This is a genomic window from Mycobacterium sp. NGS54 (assembly GCF_059812465.1).
In genome coordinates this window covers 599,881-625,203 of record NZ_JCALCS010000005.1, presented here as the reverse complement: position 1 = coordinate 625,203, position 25,323 = coordinate 599,881, and the positions used below count along the sequence as shown (strand labels likewise).

The following is a 25,323-nucleotide window of genomic DNA, read 5'->3' as shown; positions in this document are numbered from 1 at the left end:
CGCTGCCTTATCGACGTGGCTAATGTGATGGGTCGATTTTCGCGCATCGGGGACCCGACCGAATATTCGTTATCGTTCTTTTTGTTTAGCGATTTCGTGCCGTTATTGCCGCTAGTCTCAACGGCGTGCTCGAAGTGATCGACAAGGGACCCAGCGGCGACTCGCGCAAAACGCCCTTGTTATTCGTCCACGGCGCCTGGCACGGCGCGTGGTGCTGGGACGAGCATTTCCTGGACTTCTTCGCGGCGAAGGGCTATCGGTCGGTGGCGGTGAGCCTGCGCGGCCACGGCAAGAGCCCCGCGCCCAAACGCATGCAGTTCTGTTCGATGGCGGACTTCGTCGACGACGTCGCCTCGGTCGCCGACGGCCTGCCCGAACGACCCGTCGTGATCGGGCACTCGATGGGCGGCTTCGTGGTGCAGAAGTATCTGGAGTCGCACGCCGCGCCGGCCGCCGTCCTGCTCGCCTCCGTACCGCCGAGCGGCATCGCCAAATTCCTGCTGCGCCGGTTCCGGCTGCATCCGTGGCTCACCGCGCGGCACCTGGCCATCACCAAGTCGAAGGGAAGCATGGGCCGCACACCCGAATTGGCCCGGGAAAGCTTTTTTTCCGGCTCGACTCCCCTCGCCGAGGTGGCGCGCTACGCGGCCGGGCTCGACGAAGAGTATGTGGGCGGGCATGTCCTCGGCATGTTGTTGCTCGATCTGCCGAAACCCGCCCTCGTCAACACCCCGATGTTGGTCCTGGGGGCCGAGAACGACATCCTTTTCTCGCCGCGGGAGGTGCGTGCGACTGCGAGCGCGTATCACACCGAGGCGGAGTTCATTCCCGGGATGGCACACGACATGATGCTGGAGCCCGGCTGGGCCGGCGTGGCCGAGCGGATTCACGCCTGGCTCGAAACCCGCTGTCCGACGGCGTCGCCGCAATGACCGGGCGGCTGGACGGCAAGGTCGCGATCATCACCGGCGCCAGCAGCGGCCTGGGACCGGTGATGGGCGCGCTGTTCGTCGCGGAAGGCGCCCGCGTGCTGCTGGCCGCGCGGCGCGAAGAGCTGGTCCGCGAGGCCGCCGACGCGGCGGGCCCGGGCGCCATCGCGATGCGCGCCGACGTCACCAACGAAGACGACGTCGCGGCCATGGTGGCGCGGGCCGTCGACGAGTTCGGCCAGGTGGACATCCTGTGCAACAACGCCGCCGCGCCCGGCCAGGACCGCTGGATCTGGGAGCAGACGCTGGACAACTGGAACGCCACCATCGCCATCGACGTCACCGCGGCCATGCTGTGCACCCGCGAGGTGCTCAACCGGTCGATGCTGCAACGCCGCCGCGGGGTCATCCTGAACTTCTCCTCGACGGCCAGCTACGGGGGCATCGTCCGCAAGACCCATTACGTCGCCGCCAAGGCGTCGCTGCGGGCGTTCACCAAAGCCGTTGCGCTAGAAGTCGGTCCGTACGGCATCCGGTGCAACTGCATCGTGCCCGGCGCCATCGACACCGACCTGTTTCGCAAGTGGGTGCAACGCACCGCCGACGAACAGGGCATCGACTTCGAAACCCAACGGGCCAAGTCGCTCAAAGGGGTAGCGCTGCAAGACATTTCCTCACCCGAGGACGTCGCCAACCTGGCGCTGTTCCTGGCGGGCGACGAGAGCCGAACCATCACCGGGCAATCCATCCCCGTCGACGCCGGGGGGTACATGCAGGGATGAGCGCCGCCGCACTCAAACTATCGGTCGCGACACCCATCGTCACCATGCTGCCGGGTAGCAGCGAGTGGACCAGGGACGCCTCCATCGAGGACCTCGCCCAGATCGCCGAAACCGCCGACCGACTCGGCTATCACCACCTGACCTGCAGCGAGCACGTCGCGCTGCCCGCCGCCGAGCGCGACCGCCGCGGCGCCCGCTACTGGGATCCGCTGGCCACCTTTGGTTATCTCGCGGCCCGCACCCGACGTATCCGGTTGGCCACCCACGTGCTGGTGCTCGGGTACCACCACCCGCTCGAGATCGCCAAGCGCTACGGCACCCTGGACAAGGTCAGCAACGGCAGGCTCATCCTCGGGGTCGGGGTGGGCAGCCTGAAGGAGGAGTTCGAGCTCATCGGCGCGCCTTTCGATAACCGCGGGCCGCGCGGCGACGACGCGCTGCGCGCGCTTCGCGCCTCGCTGTCGGACCCCGAGCCCGCTTACCACGGCGAGTTCTATTCGTTCAGCGGGATGGTCGTCGACCCCTGCGCCGTACAGGACCGCGTCCCCATCTGGATCGGTGGGCGCACGCCGCGATCGCTGCGCCGGGCCGCGACCCTCGCCGACGGCTGGGCCCCCTTCAACGTCAGCCTGCAACAGGTCCGGGAATGGTTGGGCCGCTTCGACCTTCCCCCCGGATTCGAGGTCGTGCTGCCCCCGTCGCGACCGCTCGATCCGATCAACGAGCCGGAACGAACCCGCGACGCGCTCGGCGAACTCGCCGCCCACGGCGCCACCATCGTCAGCGCCATCTTCAGACACACCTCGCTAAAGCAATACCTGGACAATCTGGCCGCGCTCGCGGAACTGCAAAGGTCTTAATCAGAAAGGACTTTCATGCCGAAGACGATCCGAATGCTGGCCATCCTTGTGTTGAGTTGTGCGGGCGTTGTCATCGTTTCCCCGCCGACGGCCACCGGTGCGCCATCGTGCGTCGGGCTATCCATCTGCCCGCCACCGCCGCCGGACGCCGAGGGCAATCCGGGGTGTTACTACTCCGACGGCTGGCAAGGCTCGGGCGCGGGCATCGAAGTGTGGTATTTCCATGAGCCGCAGAATCTTTCGAAGCCGGACAAGGTCACGGCCCTGGTCCGCAAAAAGGACGGCACCACCGAGTCCCAGGACGCCAGTATCGACGCCGGACAGCAAGTGCATCGCTTCGAATTCCCCACCGTCGACAAGTCCGCGGTTCAGGAGGTATTGCTCACCAGCAGCACCGGTCGCTGTTTCGTGGTCGGTCCGGGCACGTGAACCGGGTCAAGGCAGGCTTTTTCAGCCTCACCGCCGCGGCGCCGCCCGGCGATGACGGCAACTATCTGCGTTGGCACCTGCTGGATCACATGCCCGAGCAATACCAACTGCCGGGCATCGTCCACGGGCTGCGCTGGATCGCCGACGGCGCCTACCCCGAGCACCGCCTGGCGGCCGACGGGCCGCTGGTGCAGCTCGGCAACGTGGTGCACTACCTAATCGGTGATCCCGTTGAACAAACCTTCGACGACTTCGTCGCGCTCGGCCGCTCGCTGCGGGAGAACGGCCGCTTCCCGGTCACGCGGCCATCGCTGCAAGTGGCCGGCCTGCGCCTGCTGCAGTGGCAGGCCTCGCCGCACGCCCTCGTCTCCCCCGAGGTGGTGCCGTTTCGGCCGCACCGCGGAATCGTGCTGATCGTGGAGGAACCCGCCGACGGCCGCCCCGACGCGTGGCTGCAATGGCTGCACGCCGAACTCCATCCGGCGCTGCTCGCCACGCCCGGCACCGCCGGGGCCTGGACCTTCGGTACCAGCACCGGATGGACCCACCTGCCCGCGGGCTGGCTGACGGACCACCAATACATCACGGTCGTTTACCTCGACGCAGACCCGCTCACCACCGTCGACGCCCTCGCTCCGACCATCGAGGAACGGTGGCGGTCGGGCGCGGTGCGACCACTTTTCGCGGGACCGTTACGAACGATGGTCAGCTGGGAAGCCTGGTGATGAACCGCGTGGATCCGCCGTTCGACGGGTCGCCAGAGGGATGAGATCTTGGCGCAACGAACGGCCTCTATAGTCCTTCTGAGCTCTAGCAAAGGACGTGAGATGACCAGTTCGCGACTCGTTCTCGCCGCCACGCTCGGCGCGATCGCCGTGGCGGCCACCCTGCCGGCCTGCTCGAGCAAGAGCGGCCAGCCATCCTCTGCCACCACTACGACCGCGGCGCCGCCGAGCACGACCGTGATGATCGGCGGCAACAAGCACACGATCATGAACAAGGTCGAGTGCACCGCGACGGCGGCGCAACCCAGCGCCACGCCGGCGGAGTCCGGGGACCTGACCACCCGCATCACCGTTCACGACGATTCGGCATCGGTGTCACTGGCGTTGTCGGACGAAAAACCGCCGAGCGTCGACGGCTTCTCCCTGTCGCTCAAGGCCGGCTCCGGGGAGTATCAGCTGCCCTATCAGGCGCCGCAGTCCGCGACCCAGGTGCAGGCCACCAAGGACGGCAAGAGTTACACCGTGACCGGGACGGGCCAGGGGGTGTCGCCGAATCAGGGCGACGTGCACCAGGTGACGTTCGGGATCCACGTCACCTGTCCCTGAGCGACGTCAGATCCCAAACTTCCTGCGACGCCAGGGAATTATGGGACCTGGTTGTCCAACCGCGACCACCTCTGCGATGCTGGCAGCTTGGACATCTTCGCGGAGTGGCAAAAAGGCGGGACCGAGCTGCGGTGGCGGTCGACAACGGCGGCCAACGACGGGCAGGAACTCACGGTGTTCAGCCGCCGCTGTGGCACACCCGGGGCGCCCGCGCTGGTGCTGGTGCACGGCTTTCCGACGTCGAGCATCGACTATTTCGCGCTGGCCGGTGAACTGGGCTCCGACTTCGACATGTTCACGCTCGATTTTCCCGGCTACGGATTGTCCGACAAGCCGCCGGCGCCGCACGTCTATTCGCTGTACGACGACGCGCGCCTGCTCGTCTACGCGATCACCCAGGTGTGGAAGCTGACCGAATTCCGGATGCTCACGCACGACCGCGGCAGCAGCGTCGGCATGATCGCGCTGGAGATGCTGGCGGCCCAGGACCCGCCCGCCGTGCCCGTGGACCTCATCATGACCAACGCCAACATCTACCTGCCGCTGTCGAACCTCACCGTGTTCCAGACCGCGCTGCTGGACCCCGCGACCGGGCGAGACACCGCGGCGGCGACCACCCCGGAGATGCTCGCGGCCGGCCTGGGCGTCAGCACCTTCATTCCGCGGCGCACGCTGGAGGACCCGGAGATCGCCGCGCTGGCAAGGTGCTTCGCCCACAACGACGGAATCCGCGTGCTGCCGGACACGATTCAATACCTGCACGAGCGCTCGGCGGGTGAAACCGGTTGGCTGGAGGCGCTTTCCAAGAGCCCGGTCAACACCACGGTGGTGTGGGGCATCCACGACAACGTCTCACCCCTGCGCGTTCCCAACTACGTCTGGCAGACGTATCTGAAGAGCAAGCCCGGCCGCAACCGCTACTGGGTGGTGCCCGGCGCCGACCACTACCTGCAGTGCGACGCCCCCGGCGAGCTGGCGCAGATCGTTCGCCTCACGGCCCAGGGCGGGGACATCCCACTGCAGACGCTCGGGAATCAGCCGGGCGGCGCCGTGCTGGTCGACGAAAGCGCCTCCTAACCGCCTCGACAGTCGCGCTAGCGCCGCGCTCGGGCTCGAGCGTCACGCTAGCGTGACGCTCGCGAACCTAGAGGAGTTGGGACGTCAACGTGTCCGCGAGCCAGTCGCGGTATTTGGCCTGACTCCAGCCGCGGATACCGACCAGCGCGTGGTGCATGCCGGGGTCGTTGTACACCCAGATGATGTCGCGGGCTTGAGCGACGGAAAGGCCTGAGCGCAGGCCCCCTTTGCGGCGCAGCAGGTCCGCCATCTCCTTCGCCCCGGCCAGACGCTGCTGACTGAGTTCGGTCCACAGTTCGCCGACTTCCGGGTCGACTCCGGCGGCCGACCGCACCACCTCATAGATGGCAGACACCCGCCGTTGGGCTTCGCTGAGCATGCCCGCATATCCCGTGACGATCTCGGCGGGGTCGGGCATGGCGAAAAGCTTGCGCGCCTCGGGACGTTCATGGAACGGGACCTGCTCGTCGTCGCCGACGATGGCCCGGTCGCACGCGGTTTTCAGCAGCCAGGGCTTGCCACCGGCCGCGGCGAACACGGTGGAACGCCCGACCCCCGCCTCCTCGGCGATGGCATCGATCGACGTACCGCCGTAACCGCGTTCGACGAACAGCCGGGTGGCGGCGTCCAGCACCAGCCGGCGCGTGCCGGCGGCCTGCTCGGCACGCAATCGCGACTGATACGGGCTGCGGGAGGAATTCATCGGAACCCCAGTATGCCCCTCCCTGGTTCGGGAATTAATCAGACCAATCGAACATTGAGCATACTGTCAGTACGGCGAATATTGGAGGAAGCGACATGCGCGATAAACCCATCAGGCTTGGATTGACGCTGCCCGGCCAGAACTCCGTACCGGAGATGGCCGAGGAAGCGCGTCGCGCCGAATCAATCGGCTTCGACGTCATCCTGCTGCCCGACCACCTCGGATTCACCGCACCCTTGGTTCCACTCGTGGCGATCGCCGCGGCGGCGCCCACGGTCAAGGTCAGCAACCTGGTGCTCAATGCCTCGTTCTATCGACCGGCACTGCTGGCACGCGACCTCGCCGCCGTCGACTCCGCAACCGGTGGGCGGCTGATCATCTCACTGGGCACGGGCTATGTCGAGCACGAGTTCGACGCGGCCGGCCTGCCGTTCCCCAGCCCGGGCCGGCGCGTCCGCATCCTGACCGAACACGTCACCGAAATCCGCAGGCTGCTCTCGGATCCCGGCCACATCCCGCCGCCGGTGCAGATCCCGCCGCCGATCATGGTGGCCGGCGCCGGAGACAGACTGCTGACGATGGCGGCACGGCAAGCCGACATCGTGGCCATCGCCTCGATGGGCACCGAGGCCGATCTTGCCGAGCGGGTCAGCTTCGTCAAAGCCAGAGCCGGAGACCGCTTCGACGACATCGAATTGAGCTTCTCCTTCTTTCAGGTCTCGATCGACGATCCCAGCGACCTGTCTCTGCTTCGCCTGCTCGAGCCCCATGCCCCCGAGGCCGAACTGCGCAAGCTCACCACGTTGCTTGACCTGCCCGTTTCGGCTGCGGCCGAACGCGTCCAGAAACTGCACGAGGCGCTCGGCATCAGCTACTTCACCTTCAACAAGACCTTCGGAACGTCATGGGAAACCCTTGCGAAGCTCGTCGCGGCCGTCAAATAGGAGAGAAAGTCATGTCACGCAAGACTGAAGCCACCGCTACCCGCCTCAGCGTCGGGGACCGTTTTCCGCAACTGGAACTTTCCGGCATCCGGGACGAACCCATCGCGATCCCCGATCCCGGAGTGGCGCTGACCCATCTGCAGTTTCGGCGGTTCGCCGGCTGCCCGATCTGTAACCTACATCTGCGCTCGATCACCGCGCGGCTTGACGAGATCACTGCCGCGGGCATTCGCGAAGTGGTGATCTTCCATTCCACTTCGGCCGAATTGCGCAAGTACGAGAGTGACCTGCCGTTCTCGGTCGTCGGCGACCCCGAGCGAAAGTTGTACCGCCGCTTCGGCGTCGAGGCGTCGGCCAGGTCGATCCTCAGACCGGGAGCATGGCGCGCCCTGCCCAGGGGCTGGTGGCATGCCCTCAAGAGCTCGATAACAAAGCGCCGAGCCCCTATGCCGGCCAACCCGACCAACGGCAACCTCGGCCTGCCCGCCGACATATTGATCGATGCCGACGGCCGCGTGGTCGCGGTGAAGTACGGCGAGCACGCCTACGACCAGTGGTCGGTCGACGAACTGCTCGCGATGAGGAGCACTACCCCTCGGTAACGACGGGCAGGCGCGCCCAGCCGCGAACGCTGGCGGTGTGGGCGCGTTCGGCGTTGGCGTAGTCGACTTCCCAATCGGGCCAGCGTTTGAGGACCTCCTCCAGCGCGACCCGGGCCTCCATCCGGGCCAGCGCCGAGCCGAGGCAGAAGTGCAGGCCCTGCCCGAAGCTGAGGTGGCCGCCCTGGCGGTGGATGTTGAAGCGGTCCGGATCGGGAAAACGACAGTCGTCGCGGTTGGCGGAACCGTTGAGCAGCAACATGAACGACCCCTCCGGAACGACCCGGCCGTAGTGCTCGGCGTCGCGGGCCACGTAGCGCGCCTGCACCGGCGACGGCGGTTCGTAGCGCAGCGTTTCCTCGACCGCGCCGGGGATCAGGGACGGGTCGGCGGCGAGTTCCCGGCGTTGATCCGGGTGATCCGACAGCAACTGCCCCATGAAACCGATTAAACGAGCGGTGGTTTCGTTGCCGGCGCCGGCGATCATGGCGGTGTAGGACAGCACCTCGGTCCTCGACAGGGGGCGACGGGTGCCGTCGGCTTCTTCGATCTCGGCCCGCAGCAGATCGGTCATCAGGTCATCGGACGGATGCCCGGCGCGCCACTCGATGTACTCGGCGAACATCGCGATGGTGTCCGCGAACAGATTGGGGTTGACCTCGCCGGGCTTGCGCCCCTCGGCCATTTCGATGAAGGCTCCGTTGCGATCTCGGATGTTCGCCTGGTCCGCTTCGGGGATGCCCAACAGGTAGCCGATGGTCCGCATCGGCATCATCGCCCCGAGGTCCGCGATGAAGTCGAACCCGCCGGCACCGATCAGCGGGTCGAGTTCGCGGACGCAGAATCCGCGCACCATGGACTCGACGGCCAGCATGCGCCGCGGCGTGAACACGCGGGACAGCAGGCGGCGATGCAGGTCGTGCAGCGGGGGATCCTCGAACAGCAGGATGCCCGGCGGCACTTCGATGTTGTTGAACAGGATGTCGGCGGTGGTCCCCCGGCCGGACCGATAAGTCTCCCAGTTCGGCAGTTCGCGTGCCACGTCCTCGTACCGGCTCAGCGCGTAGAAGTTGTACTTCTCGTTGTAATACAGCGGCGCCTCGTCGCGCATGCGCTTCCACACCGGGTACGGGTCGTCGTCGATGGCGACGTCGTATGGGTCGTAATACAGCTCGGCCGAACGTAACATCTTGCCCCTCACTCGTTTCGGTGCAGGAAGCCGTGCAGGATCGCCTGGACGAGCTCCTCGACGATCACCTCCCGCGACGGCGGCTTCTTGCCGAAGTAGGTCGACCGCAACGCGGCCATGCCGGCGATCATCGCCACCGTCGAATGCGCGGGCAGGTCGGGGTGATCCGACCGCAACCCGCGCAGGTGCATGCCCTCGGCGCTGATCTGGCCGAGCACCGTGATGGCCCGCCGGACGTCATCGATGCCGGCGTCGGCCTTCTCCTCGTCGCTGAGGGCATCCGATGCCATCAGCGTCAAGAGCAGACCCTGGTGTTCGACGAACACGTCGTAGAGCTGACCCACGAAATGGCCCGCCAGCTCCTCCTCCTTGGTCTCCTCGGGCACGACGGACTGCCACGTGCGCCCGAATTCGTCGACGAAGCTGGTGAAGGGTGAGACGAGGGCCTCGCGGAACAGCGCGGCCTTCGACCCGAAGTGACGGAACAGCAGGTGTTCGGTTACGCCTGCGGCCTGGGCGATTTCGCGCGTGGTGGTGCCGCGGTAGTCCTGACGCGCGAAGAGGTCCCGGGCGGCGTCGAGCAGCAGTTTGCGCGGCGCACCGCGGGGGCGGCGCGTGGCCGCGGTAACGGCGGGTCGCTGGGGCACGACTTTTAAGATAGCATGCACTATCTTGAGGATCGACCCGTTACCGGAAGGGGCGCGGACGTGGGTGCAGTCATCATGCTCGGCACGCTGTTCGGGCTGATCGTCCTGATCTTCGGCCTGGTGCTGCACTTCGACCCCGAAGCGCGTCGCGCACCCGACCAGGGGCGCGACCGATGAGCGCCGGGATGACTCCCCTGATGCAGGCGGCCAGCGGCTTTGCCCTCGTCGGTGGCATCACCTTCACCGCGATCGCTGTCTACCTGAGCATCCGCCAACGCCGGATACACCCACTGCTGCTTTTATGCATCTCGGCGATCTCGTTCTCGTGGATCGAGGCGCCCTATGACTGGGCGATGTACGCTCAGTTCCCGCCCGCCATTCCGCGGATGCCGTCGTGGTGGCCGCTGAACGTCACGTGGGGTGGATTGCCGTCGTTCGTTCCCGTCGGCTACATCTCCTACTTCGTGCTGCCGGCCGTGACGGGCGCGGCGTTAGGGAGGTGGGTCAGCGCAAAGTTCCAGTGGCGCAGGCCGATAACGCTGCTGATCGTGGGCCTCGTCGTCGGCTTCTGCTGGGCGCTGCTGTTCAACGGGTTCCTCGGAGCCAAGCTCGGCGTCTTCTATTACGGCCGCGTGATTCCCGGGCTCGCAATACGCGAAGGGACCGTTCACCAGTACCCGCTCTACGACTCCCTCGCGATGGGCATCCAGATGATGGTCTTCACCTACCTGCTCGGGCGGACCGACGCGCAGGGACGCAACGTCATCGAGATGTGGGCCGACAAGCGAACCAAGACTCGCCTGCAATCGTCGGCGCTGTCGATCGCCGCCGTCGTCGTCATCGGAAACCTGCTCTACGGCGCCGTTTTCGCGCCGCACCTGGCGACGAAGCTGGGCGGCTGGGTGACCGCGGGGCCGACGGGCCAGTTGTTCCCGGGCGTACCGAACCAGCCCAAGTAGCTTCCTCCGTCCAGCGTCGAGTTGTTGCGCCAAAACGGCCGGATCTCATGCAACAACTCGACGTTCGGCGAGCGGGCGAAATCAGGTGAACACCGGCAGCTTCGCCCATCCCCGCACGCTGGTCGTGTGCGCCTTGGTGGCGTTGGCGTAGTCGACTTCCCAGTCCGGCCAGCGCTTGATGACCTCCTCGAGCGCGACCCGCGCCTGCATGCGCGCCAAGGCCGATCCCATGCAGAAGTGCAGGCCGTGGCCGAAGCTGAGGTGGGTGTCGCCGCGATGGATGTCGAACGTGTCCGCATCCGGGTACCTGCGTTCGTCCCGGTTGGCGGATCCGTTGACCAGCAACATGATCGAGCCCTCCGGAACTGTCGAGCCATGGCATGAGACCTCGCGGGCGACGTAGCGCGCCTGGACCGGCGAGGGCGCTTCGTAGCGCAGGGTCTCCTCGATGGCCATGGGAATCAACGAGGGGTCGGCCACGATTTGCCGTCGCTGGTCGGGGTGCTCGGCGAGAAGTTGACCCAGGAACCCGATCAGGCGCGTCGTCGTCTCGTTGCCCGCGCCGGCGATCATGCTGGTGTACTGCAGCACCTCGATCCGGGTCAGGCGCCGGGGCCCGCCGTCGTCCTCGACCTCGGCGTTGAGCAGCTGGGTCATCAGATCGTCCGACGGGTGGTCGACCCGCCAATCGATGTAGTCGGAGAACATCTCATAGCTTCGCTCGAACAATTCTTGCGTGGCGGGCCGGAACGTGGCCTCTTTCAGGGTGAGCTGACGGCCGCCCTTGTCGCGGATCGCTTCCTGACCGTCTTCGGGAATGCCCAGCAGGTACCCGATCGTGCGCATCGGGACCAACGCGCCGAGATTCTCGATGAAGTCGAACCGGCCCGTCCCCATCAGGGGGTCGAGCGCGCGTGCGCAGAACGCCCGGGTCAGCGGCTCGACCGCCTCCATCCGGCGGGGCGTAAAAACCTTTGAGAGCAAACGCCGATGCAGATCGTGAATCGGCGGATCCTCGAACAGGATGATTCCGGGCGGAACCTCGATGCCGCTCTTGATGATTTCGATCGTGGTCCCGCGACCCGACCGGTAGGTGTCGAAGTTCATCAGCTCGCGGGAGACGTCCTCGTAGCGGCTCAGCGCGTAGAAGCCGTACTTCTCGTTGTAGTACAGCGGCGCCTCGTCGCGCAGCCTCTTCCACGTCGGGTACGGGTCGTCGTCGATGACGAAATCGAAGGGGTCGTAGTAAACCTCGGCGGTTCCCGCCCCCGTCATAGCGGTGCCTTCGTCTCCGCCAGCGCCTCCGGCAGCACGACCTCCCCCACGCGCTTGAGATAGGGCCACGCGACTTCCGGCGGCAGCCCGCCGCATAGCGGCGACAGGTTGAGTATCTCGCCCGCGCGGACCCGCGAAATCGCCTCCGGGACAGAGATGATCACGTGCGACGCCGGGTTGGCGCGCAGCTCGTCGACGGTGTTGACGTGCGAGAAGCCCGCCGTCGTCTCGTCCCCGGGATTCCACGCGGCATACGTTCGCACGTCGTGCAGCAGGTGCTCGCCGAGCTCTTCCCACGCCCGGTCCAAATCGTCGGCGACGAACACGACCGACGGGGTGTCGCGGCTGGGAAACATCGTCGGGCCCGGCGTATGGCCGTGTTCGCGGCAGGCCTCCTCGTAGGCCTCCCGCATGCCGGGTTCGTTGGCGTTGCCCAGCATGCCCAGGCCGTACCTGCCGGCCCGACGCGCCGCCGCGACGGTTCCGCCGCCCCACATCAAACCCGGGCCACCGTCGGTGTGCGGGCGTGGTGTCACCGTGATCCGTCGCCCGTCCTGGTTGACCGTTTTCTCGGAGAGCAGCGAGCGCAGCAGCGCGAGCTTCTCGTCGGCGAGCCGGCCGCGACCGCGCAGCGCCACGCCGAAGTGCTCGAACTCCTCCGGCCGATACCCCAGGGCCAGGATGTACGAGGCCCGCCCCTTGCTGATGATGTCGAGTACCGCCATGTCCTCGGCGAGGCGCACCGGGTCGTAGAACGGGAGGATCAGGATCAGGCTGAGCGCCAGGCGCTCCGTTCTCGACGCCACCGACGACGCCAGCAACAACGGGGACGGCAGGTAGCCGTCCTCGGACCCGTGGTGCTCGCAGAACACCGCGGCGAGACCGCCATGATCCTCGGCCCACGCGCACATTTCGGGCACGGCGCCGTACAGCGCTACTCGCGGTGCCCCCCACGACGGGGCTCGCATGTCGAAGCGCAACGTGAACACGGCCGACTCCTAGATAACCTAATATTTGTATCGCGTACGGTACGTGGCCGCCGAGAGCTGCGTCAACGTTCAGTCAAAGGCGTGGCGCGGCAAAGTCGTCGGGACGTCCAGCGAGCTGAGCAGGCCGGGTGGCGCGTCGATGACGTACGGGATCGCGTTGACCACGCGCATGGCCGTGGCGGTCATGGCGGCGCGGCCGGCGCCGTGCCCCTCGGCCGCCCCGAGGGTCAGCACGCAGTGGACGTCCGGGTCGCCCTCGATGTCGACTCGATAGGTCGCGTCGCAGTCCGACGCCGGCCAGTCGGGCGCGACATCACGAGCCATCCGGATGACGTGCTCGATCACGATGGCCTCGCGACCGTGCATCATGCCCGCGGCCCGGGTGCGCACCGCGCCGCAGGTGCCGGCCTTGATGGTGCCGAACGCCACGGCGATGTCGCGGTCGGTGAGTTCACGCTCGAACGAGCCCCGCACCTCCTGCACTTCGACGCCGAGGCCGCCCGCGATCAGGAATATCGGTGCTTTCCAAGCCATTTCGATAAAGCCGGGCGTCTTGAGCATGGGCTCGAAATCCAGTGGGCGCCCGAAGCCCAAGCCGTCCATCATCACGTCGGCCACCGGGTAGTGGTCGTTGAGCGCGACCTCGCTGGCCGTGATGGTGCGGATGTTCTTCGACTGCGTCGTCATCAGCAACGCCAGCTGATCGGAGGCGAAGCCCGGAAAGATGCCCGAGACGTACAACGACGCACCGCCGGACTTGGCCGCGGCCTCCAGTTGGTCGCGCCAGTCCGGGGCGAAATACGACGGTGGATACACCAGGCTCGTCGACGACGTCGACACGACATTGATGCCCGCCTGCAGCAGCCGCAGGTAGTCCGGCACGGCGGCGCCGTCGCGTTCGGGACCGCTCGCGGCGTACACGACGGCGTCGGGGGCCAGGGCGATCAGGGCATCCGCATCGTCGGTGGCGGTCACGCCTAGCGGGCCGATGCCGGCCAACTCACCGGCGTCCTTGCCGACCTTGTCGGGCGAATGCACCCATACGCCAACGAGTTCCAGGTCCGGTCGGCGGCCGATGGCGTCGATCGCGATCTTGCCGACTCCCCCGGTGGACCACACGACGACGCGCACGAGCACTCTCCTTACTGGTTCGCCGCGGCCACGGCGCGTTCGAGGTTCGGCTGATCAGGTCCAAGACACTGATCTCCCCGGCGAGCCGCACCAACCTGAGCGTGTACATCAGCTGCAGGTTAACCTAAGATTTGTTCTTTAGGATAGTGTGCACTTTCTTATCGACTTAAGGGCAACGGCCGTATCGGCTTTCAATCGCGCGCAACTGAGGAGAAACAGGATGACGACCCATCGCGTAGTGGTCTGGGCGACCGGCGGTATCGGATCGATCGCCATCCGCGCCATTGCGCGGCGCCCCAACCTGGACCTGGTCGGCGTCTGGGTGCACTCGCCGGAGAAGGACGGCAAGGACGCCGGCGAACTGGCCAACGGCGAGCCGATCGGCTTGAAGGCCACCAACGACGCCGACGCGCTGATCGCGCTGAAACCCGACTGCGTGATTTATGCGGCCAGCGGCCCGGAACGCGACGCGCTGGCCATCCCGGATTACGTGATGCTGCTCGAGGCGGGGATCAACGTCGTCACGACCAGCACCACGCGTTTGGTCAACCCGCACGCCTACGAACCCGCGGAATGGCGCGACCAACTCGTCGCGGCGGCCAAGCAGGGGCAGGTGTCGCTGTACGCCTCGGGCATCGAGCCCGGGTTCGCCGCGGACTACCTGCCCCTGGTGCTGTCCACGCAGTCGTCGTCGATCGAGAAGATCCACTCGTTCGAGATCGGCCTGTACGACGACTATGGGGTTCCCGACATCATGAGCGACGCGCTGGGTTTCGGCCGTCCGCTCGAATATCAGCCCTGGATCGGCTATCCGGGCGCGATCGCCGGCGAATGGCAGGGCCAGATCCGCCTGGTCGCCGACGCGCTGGGGGTCGAAGTCCAGGAGGTCCGCGAAAGTTTCGACCGCGCCGTCACCAACCGGACGCTGGAGGTCGCGATGGGCACGGTCGAGGCAGGGACGTGCGGCGCGCTGCGCATGCAGGCGATCGGGGTGGTCGACGGGCGCGAGGCCATCGTCATCGAGCATGTCACCCGGCTCGCGCACGACGTCGCCCCCGATTGGCCGACCGGGATCGGCGACCTGTCCTACCGCATCGCGATCACCGGCGACCCAGACATCGAGTGCACCCTGGCGGCCACGCTGAAAGATCCGCGCAAGGCCGGTGTCGCGGGCATGACGTCGGGTGCGGGCGCGATGGTCGCCACCGCGATGCGCGTCGTCAACGCCGTCCCGTATGTCGTTGCGGCGGAACCCGGGCTGCTGAGTTCGGTCGACCTACCACTGACGATTCCAAAGCACGCGTTCGCCACCTAGTCTGCCGGGGTGGCCTATAACCCACTCGAGGAACTCACGCTGCAGCAACTCCGACTGCGCACCAGCATGAAATGGCGCGCGCACGCCGACGACGTGTTGCCGCTGTGGGTCGCCGAGATGGACGTGGCGCTGCCGCCGACGGTGGCCGAAGCGCTGCGCAAGGCGATCGACATCGGCGACACCGGATATCCCTGCGGCACCGCGTTTGCCGAGGCGGTCAGTGAATTCGCCTCGCGGCGCTGGCAATGGCACGACCTGCAGGTCGGCCGCACCGCGATCGTTCCCGACGTGATGCTCGGCGCCGTGGAAATGCTGCGCCTGGTCACCGACCGCGGGGATGCGGTTGTCGTCAACCCACCCGTTTACGCGCCGTTCTACGCGTTCGTCTCGCACGACGGCCGCGGGGTGATCGAGGCGCCGCTCGACGCCGCCGGCCGAATTGACCTGGGCTCCTTGGAGGAAGCGTTCGTCCGCGCCGCCGCTTCGGGCGGCAGGGTCGCTTACCTGTTGTGCAATCCCCACAACCCGACCGGGTCGGTGCACACGCTCGAGGAGCTGCGCGCCGTCGCCGAGCTGGCCCGCCGGTACGGCGTGCGGGTGGTCTCGGACGAGATCCACGCGCCGGTCATCCTGCCGGGCGCGCGATTCGTGCCGTACCTGAGCGTGCCCGGCGCGGAGAACGCGCTGGCGCTGACGTCGGCCTCGAAGGCGTGGAACCTCTCGGGCCTGAAGGCGGCGCTGGCCATCGCCGGTCCGGAGGCGGAGGCGGACCTTCGCCGGATGCCGGAGGAGGTCAGCCACGGCCCGAGCCACCTCGGCGTCATCGCCCACGCCGAAGCCTTCCGCAGCGGCGATGACTGGCTCGACGCGTTGCTGAGCGGCCTCGACGCGAACCGGACGTTGCTGGGCGACCTGATCGCCGAGCACCTTCCCGGCGTGAAATACCTATGGCCACAGGGCACTTACCTCGCCTGGCTCGATTGCCGAGCGCTCGGTTTCGACGAGGAAGACGCGGGCGGGCTGGCGGTAGTGGCGGACCTGGCCGGGCCCGCCCGGTGGTTCCTCGACCACGCCCGCGTCGCGCTCAGCTCCGGCCACGTCTTCGGAACCGGCGGGACCGGGCATGTCCGGTTGAACTTCGCGACCTCGAAAGCCATTCTCACCGAGGCGATATCGCGAATGGGCGGGGCGCTCGAAACCGGCTAGGCGGGAATGTCCTCGGCGCGGTCCAGGTTGCGGAAGCCCTGCGCGGGCTTCTTGATACCCAACAGGAACGGCAACGCGCTCAGCTCCAACTTGGCCGTGGCCCCTAACCGGCCGAAACGGCTGCGCCGTGGCCGCGCGGCCGGCATCTCCGAGGTGGCGAGGTCGATGTAATGCGTCGAGGTGTCCCCGATGCCCTCGAAGTGGTGGACCAGCGGCTTGCACAGCCCGCGCATCGGGTCGTCGAGGCATGCGGCGACCGGATCGGTCATCAACACGTACTCGACAACTGGTACCGAATTTTTCAGCATCCGGTGCACCAGGATCACATCGACCCCGGCGAGTTCGACGTGGCGCTTCACCTTCTGCTCCGCGACCTCGCCCTGGTGCACGACGAACTTCAGCGACAGATTGTCCAACTGCCCACAGCTCGCACACTCACAGGCGATGTCGGACTTGAACCGCGCGCGCTGCGCGAGGAAAGCCGCGCGCATCCGCGACAGCCGCTCGCATACCAGCACTTTGGCGTTGCCTTCGGGTGCCCAGAAGAACGCCGCGTCGCCCTCCAGCTTGGCGAGCTTCAGCCCCTTGCCGGCGTCGATGACGGCTTCCAACAAACCGGCCACGGTTAGCTGCGCATGCGCCAAATGGGTCCGGTTCCAGCTCATGTAGTGGGTGTATCCGCCGATGTCGGCAATGAGCAGTACCGCTTGCCGGATGGCCATGATGTGGCCAGTTTAATTGTTGCCGGTTACCGTCTCAATGAATCTGCCACTGGACGAAATCGCGCTGCCGCGAGAGGCTTGCAGAGGTCCCACCCCGGAGGAGCCGAATATGGATGTGCTGCGAACCCCAGACTCCCGATTCGAAAACCTGGAGGGCTATCCGTTCGTAGCGAACTACATCGACGTGACCGCAAGCGACACCGAGCCGCTGCGCATGCACTTCCTGGACGAGGGCCCGGTCGATGGCCCGCCGATCGTGCTGCTGCACGGCGAGCCGACGTGGAGCTATCTGTACCGCACGATGATTCCCCCGCTGGCCGACGCCGGGAACCGCGTGCTGGCGCCCGACCTGATCGGTTTCGGCCGCTCCGACAAGCCCAGCCGGATGGAGGATTACACCTACCTGCGCCACGTCGAGTGGGTCACCTCGTGGTTCGAGCGCCTCAACCTGAAGGACGTCACCCTGTTCGTGCAGGACTGGGGATCGCTGATCGGCCTGCGCATCGCCGCCGAGCAGGGTGATCGGGTCGCGCGGCTGGTCGTGGCGAACGGCTTCCTGCCCACCGCGGAGCGCCCCACGCCGCCGGCCTTCTACGCATGGCGGGCCTTCGCCCGCTACTCCCCCGTGCTGCCCGCCGGTCGCATCGTCGCGACCGGCACCGTCCGCCGGGTGCCCCCCAAGGTGCGGGCCGGTTACGACGCCCCCTACCCGGACAAGACCTATCAGGCCGGGGCCCGCGCGTTCCCTCAGCTGGTGCCGACGTCGCCGTACGACCCGGCCATCCCGGCCAACCGGGCGGCGTGGAAGACCCTCGGCCAGTGGGAGAAGCCCTGCCTGTGCATCTTCGGCAACCGGGATCCCATCCTTGGGCATGCGGACCGCCCGCTGATCAAGCACATCCCCGGGGCGGCCGGCCAGCCGCACGCCCGCATCAAGGCCAGCCACTTCATCCAGGAAGACGCCGGGCCGGAATTGGCCCGACGCGTGCTGTCCTGGCAGCAGGCCCTGCGCTGAACGGGCGCTATCCGCTGTTGATCAGTCGCGTGATCCCGCGCATCAACATTCTGCTGGCCGCGTGGCGCAGCTGGTCGACCGCGGAGCCGGCCTGCGGCGGCGGCGCCGTCGCAAGGCGCGGGAACAGCGTGAGCGCATTGGTGCGCTCGATCGCCGTCCGGGCGTCCGCGTCGAGCCCCGGGTAGGTTTCCAGGCCCGCGGCGAACAGCTTGCCGACCGCGACGGGAGCGAAGGGCCAATCGGAGCCGAAGGTGACGTGCCCGGGTTTGGCGAAGGCGAGCAGGCTGGGCAGCGCGGCGGCGCTCGACGAGAGGGCGGTGTCGAAGTAGAAGCCCGCGAAGTCGTCGAGGACGTCGGTGAGGCTGCGTCCGGTGTCGCCCGTGATGGCCGCCGCCATCCGGTGCGAGGCGTAGGGCACGAATCCGCCCGCGTGGCTGAGGACGAACTTGATGTTGGGGTACTTGCGGCAAATCTGGTTGCGGACAAGCAAATACGCCGCCCGTGTGGTGTCGAGCAGGAAGTCGGCCGCGAAAGGTACTACGCCGTCCACGACGGTGCCGGGCAGGTTGGCGGGGTGGATGAACACCACCGCCGAGCGCGCGTCCAGCGCCGCGAACAGATCGTCCTGTCCATCCTGGCCCAGGTAGGTTCCCGCGCTGTTGGCCAGCAACACGACACCGTCGGCGCTCAAGGCGTCGAGTGATCGGGCGACCTCGTCGACGGATTCGGCCAGATGCGGCATGGGGATGGTCGCGAAGAATCCGAACCGGTTGGGCTGGGTCCGGGCGACTTCGGCGAGGTAGTCGTTGATGTCGCGGGCGAGCGAGGCGGCGTCCCTCGCGTCCGGCAGGTACGCGGTGCCCGGCGTGGACACCGACAGGATCGCGGTGGCGACGTTCAGTTCGCCCATGGTCCGCTGCGACTCCTCGGGGCTCCAGTCCGGCAGCGCACGGCCGCTCTCCTGGTCGATCTTTGCCTTGCGCAACAGGTCTCGGTAGAAGGGCGGGATCGCGTGGTGGTGGGTGTCGATCCGCAACATCGCAGTTCCCCTGTCGATCAACGGTCCGGAATGCCCGCCCCGGCCAGGGCCGGCACGACGTCCTCATGGTGCAACATCGACGCGGCGCCGGTCTTGAACTGGTTGAGCTTGTCGATGATCGTCTGCCCCTCTGGAGTGTGCCCCCAGATGCTGATGCCCTGGTGGGTGGTGGGCTCCCAGGTCGCCTCGTCCACGACGATCGGGTTCCAGCCCAGTTCCCATTCGAATCCCGAGGGCGTGACGGCGTAGAAGGACAGCTCCTTGTCGTTGGTGTGCTGGCCCACGCCGAGCGCCATCCGGAACCCGAGTTGCTTGACCCGCTGGTAGGCCGCGGTCATGTCGTCGAGCTGCGCGACCTGGACGTTGAGGTGCTGCACCCGGGTGCGGATCGGGTTGAGCCGCAACCGGTTGACGGCCGCGATCGCCACGGTGTGGTGGCGCTCGTTGACCCGTAGGAAGCGGATCTTGAACTTGAGGCCGCTGATCGTCTCGTCGATGTAGTCGGACAGCCGCGCGTCCAACACCGCGTCGTAGTAGCCACGCAGCTGATGGGGCTTCGTCGTGGTGACGGCCACGTGGCCCAGACCCGCTGCACCCGTGACGAACCCGCCGCCCGCGGCCATATGCAGGCGCGCCGTGTCCGTGCGGGCGCGGGTGAAGACCTCCTGGGTCAGGCCGTTGGGTCCGGGGAATCGAACCAGCCGCTCCACGCCGCGCAGCGCGGCCTCGTCGTCGGTGCCCTCGGTCACCGGTACGCCGTGGCGCTTGACGCGGGCGAGGACGGTGTCGAAGGCGTCGTGGTCGTCCACGTGCCAGCCGAGCGCGATGACGTCCTCGGCCGCGCCGCGTTGCAGCAGGAACCGACACTCGTTGTCGTCGAGGCGAAACCGGATCGCGTCGCTCCCCGCCTCGTCGATATGCATGCCGATGGCGTCGCGGCCGAATCGCCGCCAGTCGCCGAACTTTTCGGTCTCGATCACCACGTAACCGAGCTGGACCCGCCCGAACACCGACGGCCTCATCGCACACGCTCCAGGAACTCGATGGCCAGCCGATTGAACATCTCCGCGCGTTCCCATTGCATCCAATGTCCGGTGTGCGAGGTCATCACCAGCTCGGCGTTCGGCAGCAGGTTGAGCAGTAGCGGCCCACCCGAGGGCTTGTTGACCTTGTCGTCGCGGCCCCACAGGACCAGCGTCGGTGTCGGCAGGGCCGTCAGCCGGCTGTCCCGGGTGAGATCCATCCGCCACAGGGTGCGCAGGGCGGTCGGTCCGGAGGGGCGGCGCAGGGGCGGGTTCGCGATCACCTCGGGGTCGATCGACGCGCGGTAGCGCAGGTCGATCAGGTCCTCGGGCACGGCGGCTCCGTCGTAAACCAGGTAGGTGCGGATGAACGTGGCGAGCTTGTCGCGGCTCGGGCCGTCGCCGCCGTAGTAGGACAGCAGGCTCTTCAGCCCGGCCGTGGGAAGGCCCCGGGTCGTGCCGATTCCGCCCGGGCCCATCAATACCAGCTTGCCGACGCGGTCCGGGGTGTCCAGGGCGAGGCGCAGCGCCGCCGATCCGCCGTAGGAGTTGCCGATGAGGTGCGCGGTGCCGATGCCGAGTTCGTCGATGAGGCCGCGGATCATGTCGGCGAGGTAGCCGAACGGGTCGTTTTGGTCGACGCCCTTGGCGGACCTGCCGTAGCCGGGCATGTCGGGCACGATGACGCGGAAATGCGTTGCGAGAGCGTCGATGTTGCGGGAGTAGTTCGACACGCCCGACGCGCCGGGGCCGCCGCCGTGCAGCATCACGACGGGCGGGCCGGTGCCGGTTTCGGTGACGAAGATGGGTTTGCCTGCGACGGTGACGGTGCGCTCGGTCAGTTCGGTGGTGCTCATGCGGGGACTCCGATCGGGGTGGCCGCCAGCGGCGGGGTCAGGTCGGTCAGCTCTGGCGGCGGGGCGGGCAGCGGAGCGCCGGCGGCCGCGGCGGCGAAGACGAACCCGTCGGGGCGCACCACGACCGCGGCCGCCTTCTTGCCGCGCAGCCAGCCCGTCAGGCTGCCGTCGTCGTCGCGGATTGCGCCGGGCGCCGGCGCGCCGCTGGTGACGCCCAGCGAGACGGCGCCCAGCCGCTCCCAGCGATCGGCGCCGGGCGGCGTCGCGCCGAGGTGCAGGATGGCCCAGCCGCCGCCCAGGGCGTCGTCCAGCCGCGACCTGTTTCCGCTGGGGTCGCTGACCCAGGGCTGCGGCAGCTGCCAACCGGCCGCGGGGTGCGCATCCGGTGCCACAAATCCGTCGGGGTAGTGCGCGGGCGGAATCCAGATCAGGCTCTGCCCGACCTTCAGCGCCCCGGGAATTCGTGTCACGGCCCGCAGCAGGTGGTTTCGCAACCACGCCAACGACTTCCGGCGCTCGGTGATGATCCGCCCGTTGCGTACCGCCCGGCGGGTCACCTCGGTGACGTGCGGCTTGCGCTCGGCCTGGTAGCTGTCGAGCAGCGAATCGGGCGCCTGCCCGTGCAGCACGGCCGCGAGCTTCCAGCACAGGTTGGCCGCGTCGCGCACGCCGGCCGACATGCCCTGCCCGATCCACGGCGGCATCGCGTGCGCCGCGTCGCCGGCCAGGAAGATGCGCCCGACGCGCCAGCGGTCGGCGACGCGCACGTGGTGGCTGTAGATCACCGCGCGCAGGATCTTGACGTGCTCGTCGGTGATGCCCTGGTCGTTGAGGACTTCCCACACGGCCTCGTCGGTGACGAGCCTCGTCTCGTCCTCGCCGGCCCGCGCGGGGTACTCCCAGCGGTGGTGTCCCAGCGGCGTGGGACAGTCCACGGTCGGCCGGGCGGGATTGCAGTGAAAGCGCAGCCGGTCATGGCCGTCCCATTCGCGAATCACCTTGGTGTCGATGACAACCCAGCGTTCGGCGTAGGTGCGTCCCTCGTATCCGACCCCGAGCTGGCCGCGGGTCGGCGAGGCCCCGCCGTCGCAGGCGATCACGTATGACGCCCGCACGCGTTTGAAGGTGTCGGTGCGCAGGTCGGCCAGCATCAGTTCGACGTCCGACGCTCCGTTGACCGCCCGCAGGCACTCGTGTTCCAGCAGCACCTCGACGCCGGCAAACCGGTCGACGCCCTCGCGGAGCACGTGGTCGACCGCGGGCTGGTACAGGAACTGCTGCGGCGGGTGCCCGCAGCCGCGGGGCGTCATGGTGGTTTCGATGAATGGCACGCCCTGGGCGTCGACCCAGGCCAGCGGCCGATCGGGCAGCATGTCCCGCTGCAGGCGGTCGGCCAGCCCGACGGACTGCCAGATGCGCATGACCTCCTCGTCGGTCGAGATGGCCCGCGCCCGCCCGTACACATCGGGGTCGCGCTCGATGACGACCACGCTAAGGCCGAGGCGGCCCAGCAGATTCGCGGCGGTGGCGCCCGTCGGACCGTAACCGATCACCGCGACGTCATAGGTCGGATATTCGTTCATTGCCGTCTCGCCTTCGTGTCCGGCTTGTTCTGTAGCGATCATTACGGTAATGTAGTGATCACTACAGAGTCAAGACCCTGCCGGCAAGGAGTTTCAGTGGGCACCAAAGACAAGCCACAGCGCCGCCGCCGCCTCGACGGCGAGGCGTCCCGGACCCGCATCCTCGACGCGGCCACCGAGATCGCCAGCGAGCGCGGTTACGAGGGCACCAGCATCGGGCTGGTCAGCGCCAAGTGCGGCCTACCCGCCAGCTCCATCTACTGGCACTTCAAGGACAAGGACGACCTGATCGCCGCGGTCATCGAACGCAGCTTCGCGCACTGGCTTTCGGCGTGGGAGATGCCGGCCGCGGGCACGCCGCGGGAGCGACTCGTCTCGATGGTCATGCAGATCGCCAAGGCCCTGCTGGACTCCCCCGACTTCCTGCGCCTCGGCCTGATGCTCGCGCTGGAGCGCCGGCCGGTCGAGCCGCGGGCGCGGGCGATGTTCCTCGCCGTGCGCGCCCGGGCGTTCGAGACGCTCACGCTAGCCGTGCGGGACGTGGTCCCGGGCCTGACCGACGCGCAGGTCCACCAGTTGGCCACCTACGCCCTCGCCGGTGGCGACGGCCTCTTCGTCGCCAAGGAGCTCGGTGGCGACTCGGTCGACCTGCTGGCGCTGTTCGAGCTGCACGCGAACATCCTCTACGACAGCGCGCTGCGCATGGCCGCCGAGGACACGAAGTGACGCCCGCCCGGCGATTTCCGGTGGCCATCATCGGCTCGGGCAACATCGGCACCGACCTGATGGTCAAAATCCTGCGCAGCGACGGCCCACTCACCGTGGGCGCCATGGTCGGCATCGACCCCGACTCCGACGGGCTGGCCTACGCGCGGCGAATGGGCGTGCCCGCCACCGCCGACGGGGTCGAGGGACTGCTGCGGATGCCGGAGGTCGCCGGCATCCGGCTGGCCTTCGACGCCACCTCCGCCGGCGCGCACCGCGCCAACTGGGCGGCGTTGCGGGACAGCGGAATACGAATGCTGGACCTCACCCCCGCCTCGATCGGACCGTTCTGCGTGCCGGTGGTCAACCTCGACGACCACCTCGACACGCCCAACCTCAACATGGTGACCTGCGGTGGGCAGGCGACGATCCCGATCGTCGCCGCCGTCGGCACGGCCGGGATAGTCTCCTACGCCGAGATCGTCTCCTCGATTTCGGCGAAATCCGCCGGCCCCGGAACCCGCGCCAACATCGACGAATTCATCGAAACCACCGCCACCGCACTGCGGGTCGTCGGCGGCGCGCAGCGCGGCAAGGCCGTGATCATCCTGAACCCCGCCGATCCGCCGGTGCTCATGCGCAACACCGTGTACTGCCTCGTCGATGGCGAACCGGAGCAGCACAGGATCGAGCACGAAATCCACGACATGGTCGCCCGGGTCGCCGCCTATGTGCCCGGTTACCGGCTCAAGCAAGACGTGCAGTTCCAGGTGTTCGACCGTGACCACCCGCTGTACATCCCCGAGACCGGCAAGTTCACCGGCACCCGCGTCACGGTGCTGCTCGAGGTCGCCGGCTCCGCACACTATCTACCCTCCTACGCCGGAAACCTCGACATCATGACGTCCGCCGCCAAGGCCGCCGCCGAACGCATCGCCGCGCACCACAACGAAACCGCCGGAGCCGCAACATGATCTACGTCAGCGACGTCACCCTGCGCGACGGCATGCACGCGGTGCGCCACCAATACAGCATCGAGCACGCGACAGTGATCGCCCGCGCCCTGGACGAGGCCGGCGTCGACTCGATCGAGGTCGCCCACGGTGACGGGTTGTCCGGTTCGAGCTGCGTTTACGGGTTCGGAGCCCACACCGACCTGGAATGGATCGAGGCCGTGGCCGCGACCGTCCGGAACGCCAGGGTGGCGACGCTCCTGCTACCGGGTGTCGGAAGCCTGCGCAACCTCAAGGACGCCCATCGCGCGGGGGCGACGGTCGTGCGCGTCGGCACCCACTGCACCGAGGCCGACATCTCGGCCCCCTACCTCGCCGCCGCGCGTGACCTCGGCATGGACGCCGTGGGCTTTTTGATGATGAGCCACCTGACCAGCGCCGCCGACCTGGCCGGGCAAGCAAGGCTCATGGAGAGCTACGGCGCCGCCTGCGTGTACGTCGTCGACTCGGGCGGCGCCATGACGATGCGCGACGTCGGCGAACGGGTCGAGGCGCTGCGCCAAACACTGTCGCCCACAACCGAAATCGGCATCCACGCCCACCACAACCTCTCGCTGGGCGTGGCCAACTCGATCGCCGCCGTCGAGCACGGCGCACACCGCGTCGACGCCTCGCTCGCGGGCATGGGCGCCGGCGCCGGGAACGCGCCGCTCGAGGTGTTCATCGCCGCGGCCACCCGGCTCGGCTGGGAGCACGGCTGCGACCTGCACCGGCTGCAGGACGCCGCCGACGACCTGGTCCGGCCCCTGCAGGACCGGCCCGTGCGGGTCGACCGGGAAACCCTGACCCTCGGCTACGCGGGCGTGTACTCCAGCTTTTTGCGGCACGCGGAGGCCGCCGCGGCCCGCTTCGACATCGACGCGCGCACCCTGCTGGAGGAGGCCGGGCGCCGCGGCATGGTGGGCGGCCAGGAGGACATGCTCGTCGACATCGCCCTGGACCTCACCGGATCGCGCTGAACCCGGCGCCCCTGGCCGTCGCCGCCCCCGGGTGCGACGATCA

27 protein-coding genes are annotated in these 25,323 nt (G+C 67.7%); 16 read left to right on the top strand and 11 right to left on the bottom strand.

All coding sequences use genetic code 11. The features are described from left to right. The first annotated feature begins 125 nt into the window (after positions 1-125). From AC5Y5E_RS18875 to AC5Y5E_RS18845, 7 genes are all read left to right on the top strand, one after another. Positions 126-932, top strand: a complete 807-nt coding sequence (locus AC5Y5E_RS18875; protein WP_499904209.1) for an alpha/beta hydrolase — start codon at positions 126-128, stop codon at positions 930-932. Continuing rightward, a complete protein-coding gene (locus AC5Y5E_RS18870) occupies positions 929-1,711 on the top strand; it encodes an SDR family NAD(P)-dependent oxidoreductase (protein ID WP_499904208.1) in 783 nt (260 codons plus the stop codon). The genes AC5Y5E_RS18875 and AC5Y5E_RS18870 overlap by 4 nt, the downstream gene beginning before the upstream one ends. Continuing rightward, complete coding sequence (locus AC5Y5E_RS18865) at positions 1,708-2,571, top strand: LLM class F420-dependent oxidoreductase (RefSeq protein WP_499904207.1); 864 nt, start codon at positions 1,708-1,710, stop codon at positions 2,569-2,571. The genes AC5Y5E_RS18870 and AC5Y5E_RS18865 overlap by 4 nt, the downstream gene beginning before the upstream one ends. A 15-nt stretch (positions 2,572-2,586) precedes the next feature. Continuing rightward, entirely contained in the window at positions 2,587-3,000 is a 414-nt protein-coding gene (locus AC5Y5E_RS18860) for a hypothetical protein (protein ID WP_499904206.1), read from the top strand. After that, complete coding sequence (locus tag AC5Y5E_RS18855; RefSeq protein WP_499904205.1) at positions 2,997-3,725, top strand: hypothetical protein; 729 nt, start codon at positions 2,997-2,999, stop codon at positions 3,723-3,725. The genes AC5Y5E_RS18860 and AC5Y5E_RS18855 overlap by 4 nt, the downstream gene beginning before the upstream one ends. Before the next feature lie 102 nt (positions 3,726-3,827). Further along, the gene (locus AC5Y5E_RS18850) at positions 3,828-4,331 is read left to right on the top strand and encodes a lipoprotein LpqH (RefSeq protein WP_499881047.1); all 504 of its coding nucleotides are present in this window, start codon (positions 3,828-3,830) and stop codon (positions 4,329-4,331) included. An 87-nt stretch (positions 4,332-4,418) separates the two neighbouring features. Beyond that, the gene (locus AC5Y5E_RS18845; RefSeq protein ID WP_499904204.1) at positions 4,419-5,408 is read left to right on the top strand and encodes an alpha/beta fold hydrolase; all 990 of its coding nucleotides are present in this window, start codon (positions 4,419-4,421) and stop codon (positions 5,406-5,408) included. 67 nt (positions 5,409-5,475) lie between these two features. Here the strand turns inward: AC5Y5E_RS18845 and AC5Y5E_RS18840 are convergent, their stop codons facing one another. Continuing rightward, positions 5,476-6,111 carry a TetR/AcrR family transcriptional regulator gene (locus tag AC5Y5E_RS18840; protein WP_499904203.1) on the bottom strand — a complete coding sequence of 212 codons (636 nt, stop codon included), beginning with the start codon at positions 6,109-6,111 and terminating at the stop codon, positions 5,476-5,478. Between the two features lie 95 nt (positions 6,112-6,206). Between AC5Y5E_RS18840 and AC5Y5E_RS18835 the strand changes: the two genes are divergently transcribed. Beyond that, positions 6,207-7,055 (top strand): TIGR03621 family F420-dependent LLM class oxidoreductase, encoded by an 849-nt coding sequence (locus AC5Y5E_RS18835; RefSeq protein WP_499904202.1) that lies wholly within the window; start codon positions 6,207-6,209, stop codon positions 7,053-7,055. Between the two features lie 11 nt (positions 7,056-7,066). Beyond that, the gene (locus AC5Y5E_RS18830) at positions 7,067-7,657 is read left to right on the top strand and encodes a peroxiredoxin-like family protein (RefSeq protein ID WP_499904201.1); all 591 of its coding nucleotides are present in this window, start codon (positions 7,067-7,069) and stop codon (positions 7,655-7,657) included. Here AC5Y5E_RS18830 and AC5Y5E_RS18825 read toward each other — a convergent pair. Together AC5Y5E_RS18825 and AC5Y5E_RS18820 are read right to left on the bottom strand one after the other, a co-directional pair. Then, positions 7,644-8,843 (bottom strand): cytochrome P450, encoded by a 1,200-nt coding sequence (locus tag AC5Y5E_RS18825; RefSeq protein WP_499904200.1) that lies wholly within the window; start codon positions 8,841-8,843, stop codon positions 7,644-7,646. The two genes, AC5Y5E_RS18830 and AC5Y5E_RS18825, sit on opposite strands and share 14 nt — an antisense overlap. 8 nt (positions 8,844-8,851) lie before the next feature. Next, positions 8,852-9,490 (bottom strand): TetR/AcrR family transcriptional regulator, encoded by a 639-nt coding sequence (locus tag AC5Y5E_RS18820; RefSeq protein ID WP_499904199.1) that lies wholly within the window; start codon positions 9,488-9,490, stop codon positions 8,852-8,854. Between the two features lie 173 nt (positions 9,491-9,663). Between AC5Y5E_RS18820 and AC5Y5E_RS18815 the strand changes: the two genes are divergently transcribed. After that, positions 9,664-10,449, top strand: coding sequence for a spirocyclase AveC family protein (locus AC5Y5E_RS18815; protein ID WP_499904198.1), 786 nt, complete (start codon positions 9,664-9,666; stop codon positions 10,447-10,449). 81 nt (positions 10,450-10,530) lie between these two features. On the opposite strand, the gene AC5Y5E_RS18810 is transcribed toward AC5Y5E_RS18815, so the two are convergent. The 3 genes from AC5Y5E_RS18810 to AC5Y5E_RS18800 form a co-directional block, all read right to left on the bottom strand. Next, positions 10,531-11,724: a cytochrome P450 gene (locus AC5Y5E_RS18810; protein WP_499904197.1), complete on the bottom strand. Its 1,194-nt coding sequence runs from the start codon at positions 11,722-11,724 to the stop codon at positions 10,531-10,533. Then, a complete protein-coding gene (locus tag AC5Y5E_RS18805; RefSeq protein ID WP_499904196.1) occupies positions 11,721-12,713 on the bottom strand; it encodes an LLM class flavin-dependent oxidoreductase in 993 nt (330 codons plus the stop codon). The genes AC5Y5E_RS18810 and AC5Y5E_RS18805 overlap by 4 nt, the downstream gene beginning before the upstream one ends. 69 nt (positions 12,714-12,782) lie before the next feature. Continuing rightward, on the bottom strand, positions 12,783-13,844 hold the full coding sequence (locus AC5Y5E_RS18800) for an NAD(P)H-dependent amine dehydrogenase family protein (RefSeq protein WP_499904195.1): 1,062 nt from the start codon (positions 13,842-13,844) through the stop codon (positions 12,783-12,785). 220 nt (positions 13,845-14,064) lie between these two features. On the opposite strand from AC5Y5E_RS18800, the gene AC5Y5E_RS18795 reads away from it, so the two are divergent. Together AC5Y5E_RS18795 and AC5Y5E_RS18790 are read left to right on the top strand one after the other, a co-directional pair. Next, positions 14,065-15,159 (top strand): NAD(P)H-dependent amine dehydrogenase family protein, encoded by a 1,095-nt coding sequence (locus tag AC5Y5E_RS18795; protein WP_499904194.1) that lies wholly within the window; start codon positions 14,065-14,067, stop codon positions 15,157-15,159. A 9-nt stretch (positions 15,160-15,168) separates the two neighbouring features. Next, positions 15,169-16,365, top strand: coding sequence for a MalY/PatB family protein (locus AC5Y5E_RS18790; RefSeq protein ID WP_499904193.1), 1,197 nt, complete (start codon positions 15,169-15,171; stop codon positions 16,363-16,365). Here AC5Y5E_RS18790 and AC5Y5E_RS18785 read toward each other — a convergent pair. Then, positions 16,362-17,087: a DUF2652 domain-containing protein gene (locus AC5Y5E_RS18785; protein WP_499904192.1), complete on the bottom strand. Its 726-nt coding sequence runs from the start codon at positions 17,085-17,087 to the stop codon at positions 16,362-16,364. The two genes, AC5Y5E_RS18790 and AC5Y5E_RS18785, sit on opposite strands and share 4 nt — an antisense overlap. Before the next feature lie 109 nt (positions 17,088-17,196). Here AC5Y5E_RS18785 and AC5Y5E_RS18780 point away from each other — a divergent pair, with 109 nt between their 5' ends. Beyond that, entirely contained in the window at positions 17,197-18,102 is a 906-nt protein-coding gene (locus AC5Y5E_RS18780; RefSeq protein WP_499904191.1) for a haloalkane dehalogenase, read from the top strand. A 7-nt stretch (positions 18,103-18,109) separates the two neighbouring features. Here the strand turns inward: AC5Y5E_RS18780 and AC5Y5E_RS18775 are convergent, their stop codons facing one another. From AC5Y5E_RS18775 to AC5Y5E_RS18760, 4 genes are read right to left on the bottom strand one after another with little or no spacing between them, the layout of a single operon-like run. Further along, positions 18,110-19,141, bottom strand: coding sequence for an amidohydrolase family protein (locus AC5Y5E_RS18775; protein ID WP_499904190.1), 1,032 nt, complete (start codon positions 19,139-19,141; stop codon positions 18,110-18,112). A gap of 17 nt (positions 19,142-19,158) precedes the next feature. Further along, entirely contained in the window at positions 19,159-20,163 is a 1,005-nt protein-coding gene (locus AC5Y5E_RS18770) for a VOC family protein (protein ID WP_499904189.1), read from the bottom strand. Next, on the bottom strand, positions 20,160-21,020 hold the full coding sequence (locus tag AC5Y5E_RS18765; RefSeq protein WP_499904188.1) for an alpha/beta fold hydrolase: 861 nt from the start codon (positions 21,018-21,020) through the stop codon (positions 20,160-20,162). Before AC5Y5E_RS18765 ends, AC5Y5E_RS18770 begins: the two co-directional genes overlap by 4 nt. Beyond that, positions 21,017-22,603 carry a bifunctional 3-(3-hydroxy-phenyl)propionate/3-hydroxycinnamic acid hydroxylase gene (locus AC5Y5E_RS18760; protein WP_499904187.1) on the bottom strand — a complete coding sequence of 529 codons (1,587 nt, stop codon included), beginning with the start codon at positions 22,601-22,603 and terminating at the stop codon, positions 21,017-21,019. Before AC5Y5E_RS18760 ends, AC5Y5E_RS18765 begins: the two co-directional genes overlap by 4 nt. A gap of 96 nt (positions 22,604-22,699) precedes the next feature. On the opposite strand from AC5Y5E_RS18760, the gene AC5Y5E_RS18755 reads away from it, so the two are divergent. Genes AC5Y5E_RS18755 through dmpG form a run of 3 tightly spaced genes read left to right on the top strand, consistent with a single transcriptional unit; the run spans position 22,700 to position 25,280 of the window. Continuing rightward, positions 22,700-23,329, top strand: a complete 630-nt coding sequence (locus AC5Y5E_RS18755) for a TetR/AcrR family transcriptional regulator (RefSeq protein WP_499904186.1) — start codon at positions 22,700-22,702, stop codon at positions 23,327-23,329. A gap of 20 nt (positions 23,330-23,349) precedes the next feature. After that, the gene (locus AC5Y5E_RS18750) at positions 23,350-24,282 is read left to right on the top strand and encodes an acetaldehyde dehydrogenase (acetylating) (RefSeq protein WP_499904280.1); all 933 of its coding nucleotides are present in this window, start codon (positions 23,350-23,352) and stop codon (positions 24,280-24,282) included. After that, the gene (gene dmpG, locus AC5Y5E_RS18745) at positions 24,279-25,280 is read left to right on the top strand and encodes a 4-hydroxy-2-oxovalerate aldolase (protein WP_499904185.1); all 1,002 of its coding nucleotides are present in this window, start codon (positions 24,279-24,281) and stop codon (positions 25,278-25,280) included. The genes AC5Y5E_RS18750 and dmpG overlap by 4 nt, the downstream gene beginning before the upstream one ends. The last annotated feature ends 43 nt before the right edge of the window (positions 25,281-25,323 follow it).

Excerpts from the sequence above, each read along its gene's own strand:
- dmpG (WP_499904185.1), top strand. The coding sequence starts at position 24,279 with ATGATCTACGTCAGCGACGTCACCCTGCGCGACGGCATGCACGCGGTG.
- AC5Y5E_RS18850 (WP_499881047.1), top strand. The coding sequence starts at position 3,828 with ATGACCAGTTCGCGACTCGTTCTCGCCGCCACGCTCGGCGCGATCGCC.
- AC5Y5E_RS18785 (WP_499904192.1), bottom strand. The coding sequence starts at position 17,087 with ATGGCCATCCGGCAAGCGGTACTGCTCATTGCCGACATCGGCGGATAC.
- AC5Y5E_RS18860 (WP_499904206.1), top strand. The coding sequence starts at position 2,587 with ATGCCGAAGACGATCCGAATGCTGGCCATCCTTGTGTTGAGTTGTGCG.
- AC5Y5E_RS18870 (WP_499904208.1), top strand. The coding sequence starts at position 929 with ATGACCGGGCGGCTGGACGGCAAGGTCGCGATCATCACCGGCGCCAGC.
- AC5Y5E_RS18770 (WP_499904189.1), bottom strand. The coding sequence starts at position 20,163 with ATGAGGCCGTCGGTGTTCGGGCGGGTCCAGCTCGGTTACGTGGTGATC.
- AC5Y5E_RS18835 (WP_499904202.1), top strand. The coding sequence starts at position 6,207 with ATGCGCGATAAACCCATCAGGCTTGGATTGACGCTGCCCGGCCAGAAC.
- AC5Y5E_RS18865 (WP_499904207.1), top strand. The coding sequence starts at position 1,708 with ATGAGCGCCGCCGCACTCAAACTATCGGTCGCGACACCCATCGTCACC.
- AC5Y5E_RS18840 (WP_499904203.1), bottom strand. The coding sequence starts at position 6,111 with ATGAATTCCTCCCGCAGCCCGTATCAGTCGCGATTGCGTGCCGAGCAG.
- AC5Y5E_RS18815 (WP_499904198.1), top strand. The coding sequence starts at position 9,664 with ATGAGCGCCGGGATGACTCCCCTGATGCAGGCGGCCAGCGGCTTTGCC.
- AC5Y5E_RS18830 (WP_499904201.1), top strand. The coding sequence starts at position 7,067 with ATGTCACGCAAGACTGAAGCCACCGCTACCCGCCTCAGCGTCGGGGAC.
- AC5Y5E_RS18810 (WP_499904197.1), bottom strand. The coding sequence starts at position 11,724 with ATGACGGGGGCGGGAACCGCCGAGGTTTACTACGACCCCTTCGATTTC.
- AC5Y5E_RS18760 (WP_499904187.1), bottom strand. The coding sequence starts at position 22,603 with ATGAACGAATATCCGACCTATGACGTCGCGGTGATCGGTTACGGTCCG.
- AC5Y5E_RS18775 (WP_499904190.1), bottom strand. The coding sequence starts at position 19,141 with ATGTTGCGGATCGACACCCACCACCACGCGATCCCGCCCTTCTACCGA.
- AC5Y5E_RS18825 (WP_499904200.1), bottom strand. The coding sequence starts at position 8,843 with ATGTTACGTTCGGCCGAGCTGTATTACGACCCATACGACGTCGCCATC.
- AC5Y5E_RS18765 (WP_499904188.1), bottom strand. The coding sequence starts at position 21,020 with ATGAGCACCACCGAACTGACCGAGCGCACCGTCACCGTCGCAGGCAAA.
- AC5Y5E_RS18780 (WP_499904191.1), top strand. The coding sequence starts at position 17,197 with ATGGATGTGCTGCGAACCCCAGACTCCCGATTCGAAAACCTGGAGGGC.
- AC5Y5E_RS18795 (WP_499904194.1), top strand. The coding sequence starts at position 14,065 with ATGACGACCCATCGCGTAGTGGTCTGGGCGACCGGCGGTATCGGATCG.